The sequence below is a fragment of the Limosilactobacillus fermentum genome (assembly GCF_013394085.1).
Classification (GTDB): domain Bacteria; phylum Bacillota; class Bacilli; order Lactobacillales; family Lactobacillaceae; genus Limosilactobacillus; species Limosilactobacillus fermentum.
In genome coordinates, this window is record NZ_CP040910.1 from 70,004 (window position 1) to 87,500 (window position 17,497).

15 protein-coding genes and 2 tRNA genes are annotated in these 17,497 nt (G+C 54.1%); 15 read left to right on the plus strand and 2 right to left on the minus strand.

All coding sequences use genetic code 11. The features are described 5' to 3' along the window. Positions 1 to 85 precede the first annotated feature (85 nt). From FG166_RS00345 to FG166_RS00365, 5 genes are all read left to right on the plus strand, one after another. Positions 86 to 2,119, plus strand: a complete 2,034-nt coding sequence (locus tag FG166_RS00345) for a DHH family phosphoesterase (RefSeq protein ID WP_003682306.1) — start codon at positions 86 to 88, stop codon at positions 2,117 to 2,119. Then, positions 2,119 to 2,571, plus strand: a complete 453-nt coding sequence (gene rplI, locus FG166_RS00350) for a 50S ribosomal protein L9 (protein WP_003682307.1) — start codon at positions 2,119 to 2,121, stop codon at positions 2,569 to 2,571. Before FG166_RS00345 ends, rplI begins: the two co-directional genes overlap by 1 nt. 44 nt (positions 2,572 to 2,615) lie before the next feature. After that, on the plus strand, positions 2,616 to 4,019 hold the full coding sequence (gene dnaB, locus FG166_RS00355; RefSeq protein WP_003682308.1) for a replicative DNA helicase: 1,404 nt from the start codon (positions 2,616 to 2,618) through the stop codon (positions 4,017 to 4,019). An 83-nt stretch (positions 4,020 to 4,102) separates the two neighbouring features. Further along, positions 4,103 to 5,278 (plus strand): MDR family MFS transporter, encoded by a 1,176-nt coding sequence (locus FG166_RS00360; RefSeq protein ID WP_014562046.1) that lies wholly within the window; start codon positions 4,103 to 4,105, stop codon positions 5,276 to 5,278. 11 nt (positions 5,279 to 5,289) lie between these two features. Beyond that, positions 5,290 to 5,622 (plus strand): hypothetical protein, encoded by a 333-nt coding sequence (locus tag FG166_RS00365; protein ID WP_003682310.1) that lies wholly within the window; start codon positions 5,290 to 5,292, stop codon positions 5,620 to 5,622. Between the two features lie 249 nt (positions 5,623 to 5,871). Here FG166_RS00365 and FG166_RS00370 read toward each other — a convergent pair. Both FG166_RS00370 and FG166_RS00375 read right to left on the minus strand, forming a co-directional pair. Continuing rightward, a tRNA-Lys gene (locus tag FG166_RS00370) sits at positions 5,872 to 5,944 on the minus strand. A gap of 157 nt (positions 5,945 to 6,101) precedes the next feature. Next, positions 6,102 to 6,174 (minus strand) — tRNA-Lys (locus FG166_RS00375). 167 nt (positions 6,175 to 6,341) lie between these two features. Here FG166_RS00375 and yycF point away from each other — a divergent pair. The 10 genes from yycF (at position 6,342) to FG166_RS00425 (ending at position 17,471) form a co-directional block, all read left to right on the plus strand. Then, positions 6,342 to 7,049: a response regulator YycF gene (gene yycF / locus FG166_RS00380; protein ID WP_035430857.1), complete on the plus strand. Its 708-nt coding sequence runs from the start codon at positions 6,342 to 6,344 to the stop codon at positions 7,047 to 7,049. Positions 7,050 to 7,060: 11 nt separating this feature from the next. Further along, positions 7,061 to 8,920, plus strand: a complete 1,860-nt coding sequence (gene walK / locus FG166_RS00385; RefSeq protein ID WP_003682312.1) for a cell wall metabolism sensor histidine kinase WalK — start codon at positions 7,061 to 7,063, stop codon at positions 8,918 to 8,920. Further along, complete coding sequence (gene yycH / locus FG166_RS00390; protein WP_003682313.1) at positions 8,904 to 10,202, plus strand: two-component system activity regulator YycH; 1,299 nt, start codon at positions 8,904 to 8,906, stop codon at positions 10,200 to 10,202. The genes walK and yycH overlap by 17 nt, the downstream gene beginning before the upstream one ends. Before the next feature lies 1 nt (position 10,203). Beyond that, positions 10,204 to 11,004: a two-component system regulatory protein YycI gene (locus tag FG166_RS00395; protein ID WP_003682314.1), complete on the plus strand. Its 801-nt coding sequence runs from the start codon at positions 10,204 to 10,206 to the stop codon at positions 11,002 to 11,004. Positions 11,005 to 11,018: 14 nt separating this feature from the next. Continuing rightward, complete coding sequence (locus tag FG166_RS00400; RefSeq protein WP_003682315.1) at positions 11,019 to 11,834, plus strand: MBL fold metallo-hydrolase; 816 nt, start codon at positions 11,019 to 11,021, stop codon at positions 11,832 to 11,834. A 74-nt stretch (positions 11,835 to 11,908) separates the two neighbouring features. Beyond that, entirely contained in the window at positions 11,909 to 13,180 is a 1,272-nt protein-coding gene (locus FG166_RS00405) for a S1C family serine protease (RefSeq protein WP_003682316.1), read from the plus strand. A 507-nt stretch (positions 13,181 to 13,687) separates the two neighbouring features. Beyond that, positions 13,688 to 14,167: a 23S rRNA (pseudouridine(1915)-N(3))-methyltransferase RlmH gene (gene rlmH / locus FG166_RS00410; protein ID WP_003682318.1), complete on the plus strand. Its 480-nt coding sequence runs from the start codon at positions 13,688 to 13,690 to the stop codon at positions 14,165 to 14,167. A gap of 214 nt (positions 14,168 to 14,381) precedes the next feature. Beyond that, the gene (locus tag FG166_RS00415) at positions 14,382 to 14,807 is read left to right on the plus strand and encodes an Rrf2 family transcriptional regulator (RefSeq protein WP_003685648.1); all 426 of its coding nucleotides are present in this window, start codon (positions 14,382 to 14,384) and stop codon (positions 14,805 to 14,807) included. Positions 14,808 to 14,812: 5 nt separating this feature from the next. Then, positions 14,813 to 15,748 carry a LacI family DNA-binding transcriptional regulator gene (locus FG166_RS00420; protein WP_003682320.1) on the plus strand — a complete coding sequence of 312 codons (936 nt, stop codon included), beginning with the start codon at positions 14,813 to 14,815 and terminating at the stop codon, positions 15,746 to 15,748. A gap of 379 nt (positions 15,749 to 16,127) precedes the next feature. Continuing rightward, complete coding sequence (locus FG166_RS00425) at positions 16,128 to 17,471, plus strand: SLC45 family MFS transporter (RefSeq protein WP_024500589.1); 1,344 nt, start codon at positions 16,128 to 16,130, stop codon at positions 17,469 to 17,471. Positions 17,472 to 17,497: the final 26 nt, after the last annotated feature.

Here is a 17,497-nt window from a genome sequence, read left to right on the forward strand (position 1 = left end):
GCGTTTTTTATTTGCCCCCGAATCCGTTGGGGGTATGATATGATTAAAAAGATACCGTAAGTTACTTTTAAAGGGGGGCAGGGAAATGTTTGAGCGTTGGTTTGGCCGGGAAAGCGTCCGGCGACTCTTGGGTAGTCGGGTCTTTCAACTAACCCTTGCCTACGTCATGTTGATGTCGTTGGTGACGGTCATCGTTGGCTTCGCCTTTAACTGGCGGGTGGGGCTAATCATTTTAGCCTTTATTCTGCTTTGCCTCTTGGTGGCCTTAGCCCTCTTGCAGCGGCTGGCTTCGAGCACCGAAGCCTACGTTAACGACTTGGCTTACCAGGTCCGTCAGGGGCAAGAAGAGGCCCTCTTTGAAATGCCAATTGGGATGATCTTGCTCGATGAAAACGAGGTGGTGCGTTGGATTAATCCCTACATGGCCCGCTACTTTGATCAGCGCCTAGTGGTTGGCCAAGACCTGACCGCGGTTGATGAGCGGCTAGCTTCCTTGGTCAATAAGCACCGCCGCGACGAACACTCGGTGGTCGTCACCTGGCAAGCGCGCCAGTTTGAGTTCTTGGTCCAGGACCGCTTGCATGCCGTTTACTTAATGGACGTGACCGAATACGAGCAGATCAACGACCGTTATCGGCAAGAACGGCTCTTCTTGGGGAACGTCTACCTCGATAATTACGTTGAATTAGTTCAGGGGATGAGCGACTCGGAAGTTTCTAACTTGCGCAACTACGTGACCTCAGAGCTAACCGCTTGGGCCAAGTACCACCACCTTTTGGTTAAGGTAATTGACGATGATAACTACCTACTGATTGGGCACGAGGGGGACTTAAACCGCCTGGAAGAAGATAAGTTCCGGGTCCTCGATAAGATTCGCCAAAACACGTCGCGCCAAAACTCGCCGGTGACCCTATCAATTGGGATTGCCTACGGGCAAAGTGACCTGGTTAAACTAGCCGACACCGCCCAAAAGAACCTCGACCTCGCCCTCGGGCGTGGGGGGGACCAGGTGGTCGTCCGGGCCGAAAACGGGCAAGCCCGCTTCTACGGGGGGAAGACCAACCCGATGGAAAAGCGGACCCGGGTACGGGCGCGGATGATTGCCCAGGCCCTACGCGAATTGATGAACCAGGCCGACCAGATCTTCGTTGTCGGCCACGCCAAGCCCGACATGGATTCTCTGGGGGCGTGCCTGGGGATTCGGCGGATTGCCGAAATGAACCAGCACCAGTGTTGGGTAGTCTTTGATAACCAACAGGTCCACTCAGACGTTGCCCGTCTGATGGGGGAAATTAACGAATACCAGTCGATTAAAGACCACGTGATTTCACCAGCCGAGGCGCTAGAAAAGGCGAGCGCTAAGAGCCTGTTGGTGATGGTTGACCACTCCAAGGTGTCAATCTCGATGGCGCCGGAACTTTGTGCTAAACTATCAAACCGAATGGTGATTATTGACCACCACCGGCGGGGCGAAGAATTCCCGGAAAACCCGCTGTTGGTTTATAACGAGCCCTACGCCTCCTCGACGTGTGAGCTAATCACCGAAATGTTTGAGTACCAACCACGGGAAAGCCAGGGGCTCAACCGCTTGGAAGCCACCGCCATGCTGACGGGGATCCGGGTCGACACCAAGTCCTTTAGCCAAAACGCCGGTACCCGGACTTACGATGCGGCCTCCTACCTGCGTTCGGCCGGGGCCGATGGGATGTTAATCCAACGGCTGATGAAGGAAAACCCGGCCAGCTTTTTAGCGCGCAACCACTTGATCGCGGCGGTGACCTTCATCAATGACAAAATGGCACTGTGCGTGGGCGAAGACGACCGGGTGTACGATCCGGTCACGGCGGCCCAGGCGGCCGATATGCTCTTGCAAATGGATGGCATCGACGCCTCCTTTGTGATTACCAGACGCTCCAACGACGTCGTGGGCATTTCGGCCCGCTCGCTAGGGGACTTTAACGTCCAGGTAATCATGGAGCAGATGGGCGGTGGGGGTCACTTAGCCAACGCCGCGACCCAGGTGACGGGCAAGACGGTCACTGAGGTCAAAGACCAACTAGAGCAGCTTTTAAATGGGGAACAGCTCCCCAACGGAAAAGAAGAAACGGAGGAAGACTAATGAAAGTTATCTTTACTGAAGACGTCAAGGGACGCGGTAAGCGCGGGGAAATCAAAAACGTTCCTGATGGTTACGCCCAAAATTTCTTGATCCCCCGGGGGAAGGCCAAGGAAGCTAACAAGGCGGCCATGAGCGAATTAGCCGGCCAGGAACGCTCCAGGGAAAAGCACGAGGCCGAAGAATTAGCGGCGGCCAAGGAGTTAAAGAAGATCTTAGAAGACGATAAAACGGTCGTTGAGTTAACCGGGAAGGCCGGAACGGATGGCCGGATGTTTGGTTCGGTTTCGACCAAGCAAATTGCCACCGCCTTAGAAAAGCAGTACCAAATCAAGCTGGATAAGCGCAAGATGGAATTGGCGGCCCCAATTCGGGCCCTGGGCTACGTGAACGTCCCGGTTAAGCTACACCACGATGTTGAAGCGACCTTGCGGGTGCACATTGCTGAAAAGTAGTTCGTCCTGGCACCAGGTCAAAGTGAAAGGGCAAGGAATGGGAAATGGATACTCGTCCAGAAATTAGTCGGACGCCCCCCCGCAACATTGAGGCTGAGCAAGCCGTTTTGGGGGCGATCCTGTTAAAGGATGACGCGATTGTCGAGGCGATGGAATACGTCAAAGAAGACGACTTCTACACCCGCCAGCACCAGCTCCTCTTTAAGACCATGGTTGCCTTAAATGACAACGATAAGCCGATCGATGTTGTTTCCATGCAAGTGGAGCTCAACCGCCAAAACCAGCTCGAGGCGGTGGGCGGAATTCAGTACCTCGCCAAGCTCGCCGCGGCGGTTCCTACGGCGGCTGACGTCGGCTTTTACGCCAAGATCGTTCACGATAAAGCAACGGCGCGGCGTTTAATCGATACGGCCACCAAGATTGCTAGTGAGGGTTACGAGGATGCCGATGAGATCACCGACATGCTCGACCGGGCGGAGCAGTCGATTTTAAACGTGGCGGAGGACAATAACCAATCGGAGATGCAAAACATCGAAGAAGTGGTGCACGAAGCCGCCAACCACACTTACGAGCTCTCTAAGCAGCAAACCCGGGTGACCGGGCTGCGGACCGGCTACCCGCAACTAGACAACATGACGACCGGGTTACACGAAGACGAACTGATCATCTTGGCGGCCCGGCCGGCGATGGGGAAGACTGCCTTTGCCTTAAACATCGCCCAAAACGTGGCGGTCCGTGGGGATAACCAGCCAACCGTCGCCATCTTCAGCCTGGAAATGGGGGCGGAGTCGTTAGTCAACCGGATGCTGTGTGCCGAAGGGGGGATTAACGCCAACCACCTGCGGACCGGGAACCTCGATACCGATGAGTGGGACGCACTTTGGGTGGCCATGGGGAGCCTGGCGGGGACCAACGTCTACATCGACGACACCGCCGGGATCAAGGTCCCCGAAATCCGGGCTAAGTGCCGGCGCTTAAAGAAGCGGACTGGGAACCTGTCTTTGATCGTGATCGATTACTTGCAACTGATCGAAGGGAGCAACTCGGAAAACCGGCAACAAGAAGTCTCCGAAATCTCCCGGCAGCTAAAGAAGCTCGCTAAGGAATTATCGGTGCCGGTAATCGCCCTCTCGCAGCTTTCGCGGGGGGTTGAACAGCGCCAAGATAAGCGCCCGGTTATGTCCGACATCCGGGAATCCGGGTCAATCGAACAGGACGCCGACATCGTAGCCTTCTTATACCGCGACGATTACTACACCCGCGAACAACAAGAGGACGGGGCGCCGCAAGCGGGAAGCGACCAGGAGGCCGAAAACTCGCTGTCGGAAGTCGAAGTCATCATTGAAAAGAACCGGAGTGGTCCGCGGGGAACCGTCAAACTACTCTTTAATAAGGCCTACAACAAGTTTGCCTCGGTCGATTTCACGCCGGGGCAGGGGCCACAATAACTAAGTAAAAGTTACCGTAACGTCCTTTAGGGATGCTTACGGTACTTTTGTGTTGTCTAAAATTAAGGAAACTAGGTGAGGAAATGCAAACAGAAATTAAGTTTCGTTGGCTGTTGCTCGGTAGCTTTTTGGTTAACGTTGGGAACAGCTTTATTTGGCCGCTGACGACGGTCTACATCCACGATCAACTACACCAGTCACTGACGGTTTCTGGAATTGTGCTCCTCTTTTATTCCGGAACTAACGTGATCGGTTCCTACGTCGGTGGGCGGTTATTTGACAAGTACTCGCCCCAATGGCTAACCCTCGGGGGGATCGTGGCGGCGGTAATCTTCATGGGGGTGTTGGTCTTTAAAAACGACTGGCCGACCTACCCGATCATGCTCGCCCTGATTGGGATCGTCAACGGGTGGTTGATGACGATGCACAACTCCTACGGTGCCCGGATGCACAGTCGGGATGGGCGCTTCGTTTTTAACATGCTCTACTTTGCCAATAACTTGGGGATGGTCTTTGGGACCACGATTGTCGGCCCGCTTTACCAGTATGCCCATGATAACGTGGGGCCACTGTTCTTGGTGACCGTGGTCATTTACGCCGCCTTTTCCTTAGTGGTGATCAAGTTCTACCAAATTGCCGTCATCAAACGGCCCCAGCACGAAGAAAAACTGGTTAAGTTGCCCCGAGCCAATTCCCAGCTGATTTGGACAATGAGCGGCGCCCTGTTGGTGATCTGGATGATGTACTCGCAATGGTCATCCAACATGTCGGTTTACATTACCGGTCACGGGGTTTCCATGACTAGCTACTCGCTGTTGTGGACGATCAACGGGCTCTTGATCGTGGTCTTGCAGATGGCGATTAACTGGTTAAACCGGCGGATGAACAACGATCACCTTTACTTGTACTTTGGCACCGCCATGTTAGGGCTGTCCTTTTTGATCCTGCCCTTTGCCAAGGGCTACGGGGCCTTCGTCTTCTCAATGGTCGTGCTAACCCTGGGGGAGGCAACGGCGATTCCAACGATCCCGGCCCTGGTCAACCAGCTGTGCCCAATGGAAGATAAGGGGCGCTACCAAGGGATCGTCAATTCTTTTGGTTCGGCCGGCAAGGCGCTGGGCCCCTTATTTGGTGGCCTGGTGATCGAACGGTTTAGCTATCAGCCCCTCTTTTACGTCTGTACGTTAGCAATCCTTGGTGCCGGCTTAGTTTCCTGGTTGATGATTGAAAAGAATCACCGCCAGGCTGAATACTACTAGGGGGTGAGCGTTTGTTTTACCAAAATTACGATGAAGTTCATGGCGAGGACCGCTGGGGGATGGTCGGCAAGGTCGGCGACCCCTTTAGGGAGGATTGCCTACTAGCGGCACCCTGCTACAAGTGTCACCGCCAGCCACTGGTGATCGCCGAGCGCAACTGGGAGGCCACCAACAACGACGACTCGCAACAGTACCAGATTCTAGTGGCCTGTACCCACTGCGGGGCGGTCGATGAGTTTACCGTCAACCAGGGAAGAGAAGGGGTGCTCAGTCAGCTCAAGCACAGCCACCAACGGGTGAGTGTTAACGACGTCAAAGCTGAATCGCAAGAGGGTGGGAAGTAACCTTCGAAAAGATAACAAGGAGAGTGGGAAATAACCTTCTCGGCAGGTCGTATGACTAAGCTAGGACGAACGGTTAGTGCAGAATGCACTGTTCTTCGGCCTGCTTAGGCACTAGGCCTGCGGTTATTTACCACGTTTTATGTCTAACATTCGGGAATACAACAAGGGGCTGGGAGAAAACACAGTTTTCTCCCAGCCCCTTGTTTTTAGGTATAAAAAAACCGCCACCCAAGCGGTGACGGAATGAAATGGGCAGTCAGGGGATCGAACCCTGGACACCCGGATTAAGAGTCCGGTGCTCTGCCAGCTGAGCTAACTGCCCATGTCTTAACAACATAAAATATAATACCAGTTGACCATCGTTTTGGCAAGCCCCTTTTTAAAAAAGATCGGGGACCAGGGAAAGTGGGCCCCACCGCCAATTGAGGATGGCCATTTTTATACAAAAAAACCGCCACCTAAGCGGTGACGGAACGAAATGGGCAGTCAGGGGATCGAACCCTGGACACCCGGATTAAGAGTCCGGTGCTCTGCCAGCTGAGCTAACTGCCCATGTCATGTCTAACACAACGTTATTAACTATATCAGATGTGGTCTAATTTGGCAAGACCTTTTTGTGAAAAAAGTTGGAGGGCCGGGATCCACCCACCCGGTGTGGTATAATTAAGTTTACGATCAATTAACGAAGAATGAAAAAAGATGGATGCGGAGGGACCGACATGGACAAGAAAGTTTTGGTTGTTGACGATGAAAAACCGATTTCGGATATCATTAAGTTTAACCTAGAAAAGGAGGGCTATGAAGTCGTCGTGGCTTACGACGGGGAAGAGGCCCTGCAAAAGGTCGAAAGCGAGTCACCGGATCTGATCGTCTTAGACCTGATGCTGCCCAAAATTGACGGCCTGGAAGTGGCTAAGCAGGTGCGGGCTAAGCGTTCGACGCCAATCATCATGGTAACGGCTAAGGATTCGGAACTCGATAAGGTTTTGGGCCTTGAGTTGGGGGCCGACGATTACGTTACCAAGCCGTTTTCTAACCGTGAGCTAGTGGCCCGGGTTAAGGCTAACCTGCGCCGCCAAGACGCCACCGTTTCACCGGCGAACGACGACCGGACCGCCGATATCAAGGTGGGGGATTTGACCATCCACCCGGACGCCTACACGGTCACCAAGCGGGGCGAAAACATCAACCTGACCCACCGGGAGTTCGAGCTCTTGCACTACCTCGCCCAACACATTGGCCAGGTCATCAACCGGGAGCACCTCTTGCAAACGGTGTGGGGCTACGATTACTTTGGTGACGTCCGGACCGTTGACGTAACGGTGCGCCGGTTGCGTGAAAAAATCGAAGATAACCCGAGTCACCCCCAGTGGCTGATCACGCGGCGGGGGGTCGGTTACTACCTAGCCAACCCGAATCAGGATTAAGGGCCTGAATCGTGAACAGCAAAATCAAATTCTACCAGTCGATCCACTTTAAAATCGCCCTTGTCTTTGCGCTGATGCTGATGCTGACGCTCGAAGTGGTGGGGGCGGTTTTTGTGCGTCAACTGGAACACCAAGAACTCGCCAACTTCAAGCAACAAATTGAGTTGCCGTCTTACATCGACAATTCCTTGGCCACCCAACTGACCAGCACCGATACCAAAACGGCCAACAAGGAAATTAAAACGATCCTCGCCCGGGTCAACAACACCAGTATCACCGAGATCCGGGTGGTCGATGCCAAGGGGATCATTCGCGGGACCAGTAGTTCGGGCAACCAGGGGATCGTCGGGCAAAAGACCACCGATACGGTAATTAAAAACACCCTGGTCAACAACCGCTCCCACACCGAAAACCTCTACGACAGCGCCAACCACAACCGCTACTACGTCAGTGTCGTGCCGCTGTTAGCCAGTGGCAACGCCAATAACGTGGTCGGGGTCGTTTACATGCGGGCCAACCTCGAGGGGGTCTATTCGACGATCAACTCGATCTCCTTGATCTACCTGTCGGCGGCTTTGATCACGATTGTCCTGGGGCTGGGGTTAGCGGTCCTAATTTCCCGGGAAATTACCCGGCCGATTGAAGAAATGCGCAAGCAGACCCTACGGATTGCCCGTGGGGACTTCTCCGGGCAGGTTAAGGTGATGGGCAACGACGAACTAGGCCAACTGGCCGGGGCAGTCAACAACCTCTCGGTGCGGGTGGAGGAGTCCCAAGAGTCCTCGGATGCCGAACGGCGCCGGTTGGATTCAGTCCTCTCCCACATGTCTGACGGGGTGTTGGCTACCGACCGCCGGGGTAACCTGACGATCGTTAATAACACCGCCCTCCAGTTTTTAAACATCGCTGACGAAGAGCAGGTGCTCGGCAAGTCGATTTTGGACGTCTTAAAGATTCGGCGCCAATTCTCGATTCGCCACCTAGTCGACGAAGACCAAGACCAGGTTATCTTGGATGATTTAAACGAGGACCTGATTTTATCGGCCTACTTCTCGCCGATTAAGCGGGAATCGGGCTTTGTCTCGGGTCTAGTTTGCGTCTTACATGACGTGACCTCCCAGCAAGAAGAGGAACGTGAACGTAAGGAGTTCGTTTCCAACGTTTCCCATGAATTACGGACGCCGCTGACCTCGGTCAAGTCCTATGTGGAAGCCCTCAGTGACGGGGCGATCAACGACCCGGAATTAGCCCCCCGCTTCTTAGGGGTGGTATCGGATGAAACCGAGCGGATGATCCGGATGATTAACGACCTCCTTAGCCTGTCGCGGATGGATGCGGGAACGGCTAAGTTAAACTTGGAGTACGTCAATATTAACGAGCTGTTTAACCACATTCTCAACCGTTTTGACATGATCATCAAAAACGAGGCCGCGGATCCGAGCCAAAAGAAGTACACGATTGTCCGTTACTTCACCAAAAAGGACCTGTGGGTTGAAATCGACACCGATAAGTTTACCCAGGTGGTCGATAACATCATGAACAACGCCGTTAAGTACTCACCGGACGGCGGGGTCATTACCGCCCGCCTGTTGGAGACCCACAACCACGTGATCCTGTCGATTTCTGACCAGGGGCTGGGGATTCCAAGAAAGGACCTCGGCCACATCTTTGACCGCTTCTTCCGGGTTGATAAGGACCGCTCCAGAAAGCAGGGCGGTACCGGGCTGGGCTTGGCGATTTCAAAGGAAGTCGTTAACCTGCTAGGCGGCCAAATCTGGGTTGATTCGGTTGAAGGCAAGGGGTCCACCTTCTACATTTCCTTGCCATACGTACCATACGAAGAGGAGGAATGGGATGATCAAGCAGATTAAAAAGAGCAGCCTGACGATTGCCCTGGTGATCGTGGTGGCCCTGTCGGCCGTTTTGTCGGCCAGCGTCTGGATCAATCCCTTCCACTACGAGCGGGGCAGCGGGGACAGCACGAGTACCTCGGCGCGCCAAGACACCGTTCAATCCCTGAGTGACATTTATAAGCCCACCGAGGTGATCCGTACCTACCAGGACCGGTCGCAAAAGCTTCTCTATGACCAGGCTAAAAACCCGGTCATGGTGATTGAACAACAGGTCCGCAAGTGGAAGTTAAAGCACCTTACCCGGGTCGTTAACAACGATTCGGCGGCCTACTTGCGGGACCTACGCACCGAAAACTCAATCATGATCTCCTACCCCGATGCCGTAGCCACCACGGTCTTTAACCAGACCTTTAATCAGAGTGTCGATACGGCCCGGCTCAAGCGGATCAACCACATCGTCATTACCCTGGATAAGACGCCGACCGTTTACTTGATGGCCGACGAAAAGTACCAGGTCTACCGGCTGACGACGACCAGTCAATCACTTGCGGTGATCAAAAAGTCCCTGGTGGGGGGGAGCCAGTTAAACGTTGACCACAAGATCGTCAACGGGATTCCTTTGACCACCTTCCCCCACCAGATCAGCATGCCCACCTACCGTTCAACGATTAACCACCAAAACCTGGACAGCATAGCCCAAACCCTGATGGCCTCGTCTAGCGTTTCGACGGTCAGTTCGCAAACGACCAGTAAGCTAATTACCTACACGGCTGGTAATTCGCGGCGGATGACTTACAATAAGGGCACCGGCCAGGTTCAATACGACAACTACCTGGGAAAGGATAATTCCTACGGCACCCAGACTTTGTACACCCACCTGTTTGACCTGTTGGCCGACACTGCGGTCCCCCTGGAACAAGTTCAATACGACAACGTCTCCTTGGTCGGTCAAACGATTACCTACCGCTCCTTTGTCGAGGGTTTCCCGATCTTTAGTGACAATGACTACGGGACGGTCCGGATTAAGGCCAATAACGACGGGGTCGAACGCTACCACCTCTCGCCGTTAAGCCTGGGGACCCCACTTCCGGCGAGTGGCCAAAAGGTAACCTTGCCCTCGACGGTCACGGTTTTAAACGCCCTGTACCAAGCGGGAAAGGGCAAAGACATCAAGGGCTTACGGCTGGGCTACACCTGGGCGACCAACCAAAATAAGTCGCTCGTCACGCTTTCGCCAACCTATTACGTCTACTACCACGGTAACTGGGTCAAGTATCAAAGCCTGTTAAAGGGGGATTAAGATGAACTTTCGCAGAATTCAGTGGATCTTTTTAATCGCCTTTATCATCTTGGACCTGGTACTCGTTTCAACCCTCTTATGGGGCAACGAGAACTTTTCCACCAGCGGCAAGCAACAGAGCCAGACCCAGCTGACCCTAAAGGAAATGAAGTCCAATTCGATTACCTACCCCAAGTTGAGCCCCAACTCCCAAACGGGGTACTACTTAGCGGTGACCCCCGGGGACCTTTCAACGGAGCGGGGGCGGTTGAAAAACCAAACCACCCGGACCGATGGGAACCTGTTGACCGCTAACTTTGTCGACGCCGTAGACCTATCTTCTTCCCAGTCAGTCCCCAAGCAACTAAAGAAGCTACTGAAGGATTCGCGCCTGTTCTTGCACGGGACTAGCTATCAATACAGCGCCGCTTTGTCGACTAGCCACAGCATCGTCTTTACCCAGGTAATTAAGGGTGAACCGGTGTTAAGCCACGAGGGGCAAATCCGGCTCCGGCTCAACGCCGCTAGGACTAAGGTGGTCGGTTACACCCAGGGCTACTTAAAAGAGGAGCGTGTTTTGCGGCCCCAGTCCGGGACGATCAGTCAGGTCCGGGCGGTCACCTGGTTGTACCGCCACAACGAAATTCCTAACAGTACGCAGATTGTCCGGGTGACCTACGGCTACAGCCCGCTGATGACTAGTAATGGTAAGCAGATCTTCGTGCCGATTTACCAGGTTCAGTTGCGGGCCAAGAGCGCCACGACAACACAAAACTTGCGGATCAACGCCTTTAGTGGCACGATAATTCAGGAAAACAATTAAGAAGGGAACGAAGAGTGGTGCAAGCAACAGTGGCAGATACAATTCATTACAGCATCTTAGCCTCCGGATCGGGGGGCAATGCGACCTACTTGGAAACGGCGGGTCACCGGATCTTGATTGACGCGGGCTTGTCCGGTAAGCAGCTGGAACAGCGGATGGAAGCGATCGGGCGGTCCTTAGACCAGGTCGAGGCGCTGTTTGTAACCCACGAACACAGCGACCACAGCCATGGGGTGGGGGTCTTGGCGCGCCGTTATGGAATGCCGGTATACGCCAACGCGGGTACCTGGGCGGCCGTGGAGGGCAAGATCGGTAAGATCGCTCCAGACCAAAAGCAACTCCTGGCGCCGGGCAAGTTCTTAGACCTGGGCGATCTGCAAGTCGAGGCCTTTGCCGTCTCCCACGACGCCGCGCAGCCCCAGTTTTACCAAATTCACCACGACGATCAATCCTTTGTGATCCTGACCGACACCGGTTACGTTTCCGACCGGGTCGTTCAGACGATCAAAAACGCCGATGGCTACTTGATAGAGTGCAACCACGACCCGGAAATGCTACGGATGGGGCCCTATTCATGGCCGCTTAAGCAACGGATCCTAGGCGACACCGGCCACTTATCCAATGAAGAGGGGGCCGGGGCCCTAATGGAAGTGATCGGCGAGCGGACCAAGCGGGTCTTTTTGGGCCACCGCAGCCAGCACAACAACATGCGGTCCCTGGCGCACCTGACCGTGGCTAGCATCTTGGAAAACCACGATTTCGGTGTCGACCACGACTTTAAGTTGGCGGACGCGGAGCCCGATCAACCCAGCCCGCTCTTGAGTCTATAAAAAGTTAGTAGCTGATTAATAGAATATTCGTAAATGTTTGCTACCCTTAGGGGAAAAGGATCGGGGGAAAAACGATGAAGAAGCACTTAGCACCACAGCAGCGCCGTTTTTGGGGGAAGGTCATCCTCGTCGGCGTCTTGGCCGGTCTCCTTGGTGGGGGGGCGGCCCTCGGGATTAACTCCGCCATCAGTACCTACCGCAACTACGCCACCACGAAGGTGCCCGCGGGCTCGTCCAAGAGCGGCGGCACCTCGGTTTCCAAGAATAAGGCCAGCCTGACCAACGAAACCACTAAGGCCTATAACGCCACTAAGAACGCGGTGGTCTCGGTTATCAATAAGCAGGCCACGTCTAGCAGTGACTCCTTGTACGGCAACGTCACCGACGGGTCAACTAGCTCCAGTTCTGGCAGCTTAGAAACGGCTAGCGAGGGCTCCGGGGTGATCTACAAGAAGAGCGGCAACGTTGCCTACGTTGTTACTAACAACCACGTCGTCTCCGGCTCCAGTGAAATCCAAGTTATCTTGAGTAATGGCAAGACCGTCGACGCCCAAATCGTCGGGACCGATGAAACGACCGACCTGGCCGTCTTGAAGATTAACGCCGCCAACGTAACGACGGTGGCCACCTTTGGCAACTCTAACGACATTGCGGCCGGCCAGGACGTGATCGCAATTGGGTCACCGATGGGTTCCGAGTACGCCAACACGGTTACCAAGGGGATCATTTCCGCCACCAAGCGGACGGTCAAGGCCAGCGACAGCTCGGTGGCCACGACCGTTATCCAAACCGACGCCGCCATTAACTCCGGTAACTCGGGGGGGCCACTGGTCAACATGGCCGGCCAGGTGATCGGGATCAACTCGATGAAGCTAGCCTCCAGCACCGATGGGACCTCGGTGGAGGGGATGGGCTTTTCCATCCCGAGTAACGAAGTGGTCCGGGTCATCAACCAGTTAATCAAAAACGGCAAGATCACCCGGCCAATGCTAGGGGTGTCACTCTTGGACCTGTCCGACGTTTCTAGTAGTCAACAGCAGTCGGTCTTAAACCTGCCAACCAGCGTAACCAAGGGGGTGGTGGTGATGAAGGTGGAAAGTGGCTACCCCGCCGCCAACACCGGCTTACAACAATACGATGTGATTACCGCCATTAACGGCAAGAAGGTTACCGATGCCGGTGACTTAAAGACGGTGCTCTACAAGTACAAGGTCGGCGACACGGTCACTTTGACCTACTACCGTGACGGAAGCAAGAAAACGGCCAAGGTAGAATTAAACAAGGAGGCTAGCTCGTCGACCACGACCAGCAGTTCTTCTAGTGATGACGCAACCAGCGCCGAGTAACTGAGTAGGGGGACCCTAGCGTTCGTGAATTACGGGCGTTGGGGTCCTTTCCGTTGCTAAGTGTTCGTGAACGAAGCGAAACCGAAGGGAAGTAGCGAAACGAGAAAAAATTAGCCCGGTCCAAAAAGTTTTCCACAAGAGAGCAAAGCCCCGGGGCAGTAAGGAAACGATCATTTCACAAACTTATCCACAGGATGGTGGATAACCGGTGGAAAAGTGGACGAGTGAGGAAACCTAACGCCGTAAATGCAAGCGGGGCAAGGGGTTGGTGGATGACGGAACGAACAATCGTTTCTGTGGACAATGTGGAAAAGTCGTGCAAATGACCACTTATTCACAGGGGGGTACCGCAACTTATCCCCAAGAAACGGTGGATAAGTTGGGGATAACTTGTTGAAAAGCTGGGGAAAACTGAACTTTAACGGTGGATATAGTCGCTGAACATGAAAGAGCGGCTTTTCCCCCGCTAATTTGAGCGGGTGGGGAAAAGTCCGGAGAGGAGAAAAAATGAACATTAAGATTATCGGGGTCGGCAAGGTCAAGGAAAAGTACTTTAAGGCCGGGATCGCCGAGTACGCCAAGCGGATGGAGCGCTACGCCAAGTTTGAAATTGTCGAGGTACCAGACGAAAAGGCCCCCGAGACCCTCAGTCAGGCCGAAATGGACGCCGTGATGGCAAAGGAGGGTGAGCGGATCCTGGCGAAGATCAAGGACCGGGAATACGTTTATGCCCTGGCGATTAAGGGCAAGGAACGTTCCTCAGAGGAGTTCGCTAAGGAAATCAACCAGCTGGCCACTTATGGCCACTCCGATATAACCTTTGTGATCGGCGGTTCCTTGGGGCTTAGTCCGGCCGTTTTAAAACGGGCCAACACCCAGATTTCCTTTGGGCGTTTTACTTTGCCCCATAAGTTGATGCGCTTGGTCTTAGCCGAGCAAATCTACCGGGCCTTCACGATCATTAATGGCCTGCCCTACCATAAGTAGGGGCGCCGAGCGGTTAATGAAAAAGTTCCTAAACTACGTGGCGGAAGGAAAAGGATAAGTAATTTTGAAAAACTTAGCGCCTGATTAATCCGCCAACCGGTTGAGTAGTATATAATTAAGTTAGTTGGGACGCCCCCACCGGCGTCCCTTTTGCGTCCTCTAATTAGAAAATGGTATCATTGTAACAATTATTCTACGGAAAGGATGGATGATGATGAAGTACTCGCACCGCGTTAGTGATGGGGTTCACGTCCTTAGTTACGTTTACTTACACCAAGACACCAAAATCTCGTCAGCCCGGCTCGCCAGCAGTATTGATTCCAACCCTAGTTTGGTGCGACGGTTGATGTCGCGCCTGACCAAGGCCGGCCTGCTCGTCACCCATCCTGGGACGGCTTCACCAGCCCTGGCTAAGGAGCCGGAAGAAATTACCCTGCTTGACGTTTACCGGGCGGTGGAAGACCAGTATCACCTCCTGCACATCGATGAACAAACCAACCCGGATTGTCCGATTGGTAAAAACATCCAGGGGGTCTTAACCCAGGAGTTTGCCAAGGTCCAAGCGGCGGCCGAGGCGGCGATGCAAGAGATTACCCTGGCGGAAATCACCGCTAACTTGCAAGAGCGAATTGAGGGATAGTAGCGATGGCGACGATCAAAGATATTGCGAAGTTAGCGGGAGTGTCGATTTCGACGGCTTCACGCGCCCTAAACGACAACCCCCGCATTAGCGAAGCGACCCGAACCAAGGTCAAGCAGATCGCGGCGGAACTGGGCTACTCCCCCAACTACAACGCCCAAACGTTGACCCGGGGAGAGGCCAACATGGTCGGGTTGGTCTTTCCGGTGACCGACCAAAGCGCCCTGGCTAACCCCTTTCACATCGATTTGATGCGCGGGGCCGGGGTGGCTTTAGAGCAGCGCCACTACACGATGATGGTGGCGATTACCGAAACCGAAGAACGGCTGTTAGAAACGGTCAAGTCGATGGTCACCCAATCCAAAGTGCACAACTTCTTGTTACTGTACACCAAGGAAAAGGACCCGGTCACCGACTACCTCCGGGACGCCGGAATGAACTTTGTCGTCATCGGTCACCCAGAAAAGCAGGGTGATCGCTTCGTCGACAACGACAACATTCAGGCCGGTTTTTTAGCGACCCAAAAGCTGCTGGACGACCACCACTGTCAGCACGTGGCTTTCGTTACCTCGCCGCACCACTGGACCTTTGAAGTCGACCGCCGGTTAGGGTGCCGCCAGTGCCTCAACGAACGCGGCCTGGGTGGAACCGAGTGGGTGGTTGAAGAAGACAACGCCCCACAATTTTTTGCCCAACACCCGGAAATTGACGGGCTGGTCTGTGCCGACGACATCTTGTTCCTGCAGATCTACCGCCAACTAGAAGCCTTGGGGCGCCAAGACCAATTAGCGATCATTTGCTTTAACAATAGCCGGTTGCTGGGCCGGCTCTTACCCGCGATTGACCGGGTAGATCTGCGCCCTCGTCAGTTGGGGATCGCCGCCGTGGAGCTACTCTTCAACCGCCAAGCCGACCACCAATTTATTTCCTTTGCCCTGTAGTAGGGGACAATCAGCCTACTTAAATGAATCCCGGACTAAGGCAATCGTGATTGATTGCTCTAGTCCGGGCTTTTTGTGATCTAGGCATTTCTTAAATTTCCGCGGTGGGTCGCACTTCCAATAACGTGCTCCCCAACCACGGGCCTAGTGGCTAAGTACGGCCGGAGAACGATGCGTACCGCATCAACCCCCATCCTAGCTTAGCCCAACGGCCCGTCGAGGAGGTTGGGTCGCACTTCCATTTTTTTTGTGCAAATTTTGTGCAAACGGTTGCACAAAAGAAAATAGTCTGCTATATTTACTCCTGACGAAAAGATAAATCGCTTTCTTTGGGGAGGGATCCACCCAAAGGAGGAGACAAGCAGATTGGAGTGGAGAAATGAGTTCGCAAAAGACAACAACTGGTTTGCCAACCCTGCCCAAGAGCATGATCTGGATGATCAACTTCGGTTTTTTGGGCGTGCAAACCGCCTTTACCCTGCAAAGTTCCCAAATGAGCCGGATCTTTCAAACGATTGGGGCTGACCCGAATAACCTGGGCTGGTTCTTCATCTTGCCACCACTGGCGGGGTTGATCGTCCAGCCGATCATCGGGACCTATTCGGACCGGACCTGGGCGCCTAAACTGGGGGGCCGGCGCCTGCCTTACCTCTTATTGGGGACGATTGTCGCCGTGATCGTGATGATCCTCTTGCCTAACTCGGGGAGTTTTGGTTTTGGTTACGGCTCGCTAGCCGCCCTGTGGTTCGGGGCGATCACGGTGGCCTTTTTGGACCTGTCCTCAAACGTGGCCATGCAACCGTTCAAGATGATGGTCGGTGACATGGTTAACGACGACCAAAAGTCCTACGCTTACGGGATTCAGAGTTTCTTATCCAACACCGGGGCCGTCTTAGCCGCCATCTTCCCCTTCCTCTTCACCCTCTTAGGGGTCGCCAACACGGCTAAGAAGGGGGTCGTTCCCCAATCCGTCGTGGTGGCCTTTTATGTCGGCGCCGCTCTGTTAGTCATCACTAGTTTATTTACGGTGCTCAAGGTTAAGGAATACGACCCGGCCACTTACGCCCTGTACCACGGGATTGAAGAGGCCGATAACCAAAAGGGTGAAAGCTGGTTAACACTGTTAAAGCACGCCCCAAAGGCCTTTTGGACCGTGACCTTAGTACAATTCTTCTGCTGGTTTGCCTTCCAATACCTGTGGACCTACTCGGCGGGGGCAATCGCCCAAAACGTTTGGCACACCACCAACGCTACTTCCGCCGCCTACCAAGCGGCCGGGAACTGGTACGGGGTTTTAGCCGCCGTCCAATCAATCGCCGCCGTGGTTTGGTCCTACGTCTTAGCCAAGGTGCCGAACCAATACCACAAGCTCGGTTACGGGGGCAGCCTCTTGCTCGGGGCCGCCGGGTTCGCCTCAATTTTCTTCGTTCACAACCAGTACGTCTTGATCCTTTCTTACGCCTTGGTCGGAATTGCCTGGGCCGGGATGAACACCTACCCGTTGACGATCGTGACCAACGCCCTGACCGGGAAGCACATGGGGACTTACCTGGGGCTGTTCAACGGCTCGATCTGCCTGCCGCAGATTGTGGCCTCCTTGGCCTCCTTTGCCCTCTTCCCAATGTTGGGCGGCTCTCAAGTTAACATGTTCCTCTTAGCCGGGATTGTGATGTTGCTTGGGGCGTTGTCCGTCACCACGATCAAAGAAACCTATGTCAAGTAAAAAGAAACCTATGTCAAGTAAGGAGA

What these genes read in the sequence shown, in the direction of transcription:
- FG166_RS00405 (WP_003682316.1), top strand. Translation starts at nt 11,909, where the DNA reads ATGAAGAAGCACTTAGCACCACAGCAGCGCCGTTTTTGGGGGAAGGTC.
- FG166_RS00395 (WP_003682314.1), top strand. Translation starts at nt 10,204, where the DNA reads ATGAACTTTCGCAGAATTCAGTGGATCTTTTTAATCGCCTTTATCATC.
- FG166_RS00425 (WP_024500589.1), top strand. Translation starts at nt 16,128, where the DNA reads ATGAGTTCGCAAAAGACAACAACTGGTTTGCCAACCCTGCCCAAGAGC.
- yycH (WP_003682313.1), top strand. Translation starts at nt 8,904, where the DNA reads ATGATCAAGCAGATTAAAAAGAGCAGCCTGACGATTGCCCTGGTGATC.
- rplI (WP_003682307.1), top strand. Translation starts at nt 2,119, where the DNA reads ATGAAAGTTATCTTTACTGAAGACGTCAAGGGACGCGGTAAGCGCGGG.
- yycF (WP_035430857.1), top strand. Translation starts at nt 6,342, where the DNA reads ATGGACAAGAAAGTTTTGGTTGTTGACGATGAAAAACCGATTTCGGAT.
- rlmH (WP_003682318.1), top strand. Translation starts at nt 13,688, where the DNA reads ATGAACATTAAGATTATCGGGGTCGGCAAGGTCAAGGAAAAGTACTTT.
- FG166_RS00345 (WP_003682306.1), top strand. Translation starts at nt 86, where the DNA reads ATGTTTGAGCGTTGGTTTGGCCGGGAAAGCGTCCGGCGACTCTTGGGT.
- FG166_RS00360 (WP_014562046.1), top strand. Translation starts at nt 4,103, where the DNA reads ATGCAAACAGAAATTAAGTTTCGTTGGCTGTTGCTCGGTAGCTTTTTG.
- FG166_RS00415 (WP_003685648.1), top strand. Translation starts at nt 14,382, where the DNA reads ATGAAGTACTCGCACCGCGTTAGTGATGGGGTTCACGTCCTTAGTTAC.
- FG166_RS00420 (WP_003682320.1), top strand. Translation starts at nt 14,813, where the DNA reads ATGGCGACGATCAAAGATATTGCGAAGTTAGCGGGAGTGTCGATTTCG.
- dnaB (WP_003682308.1), top strand. Translation starts at nt 2,616, where the DNA reads ATGGATACTCGTCCAGAAATTAGTCGGACGCCCCCCCGCAACATTGAG.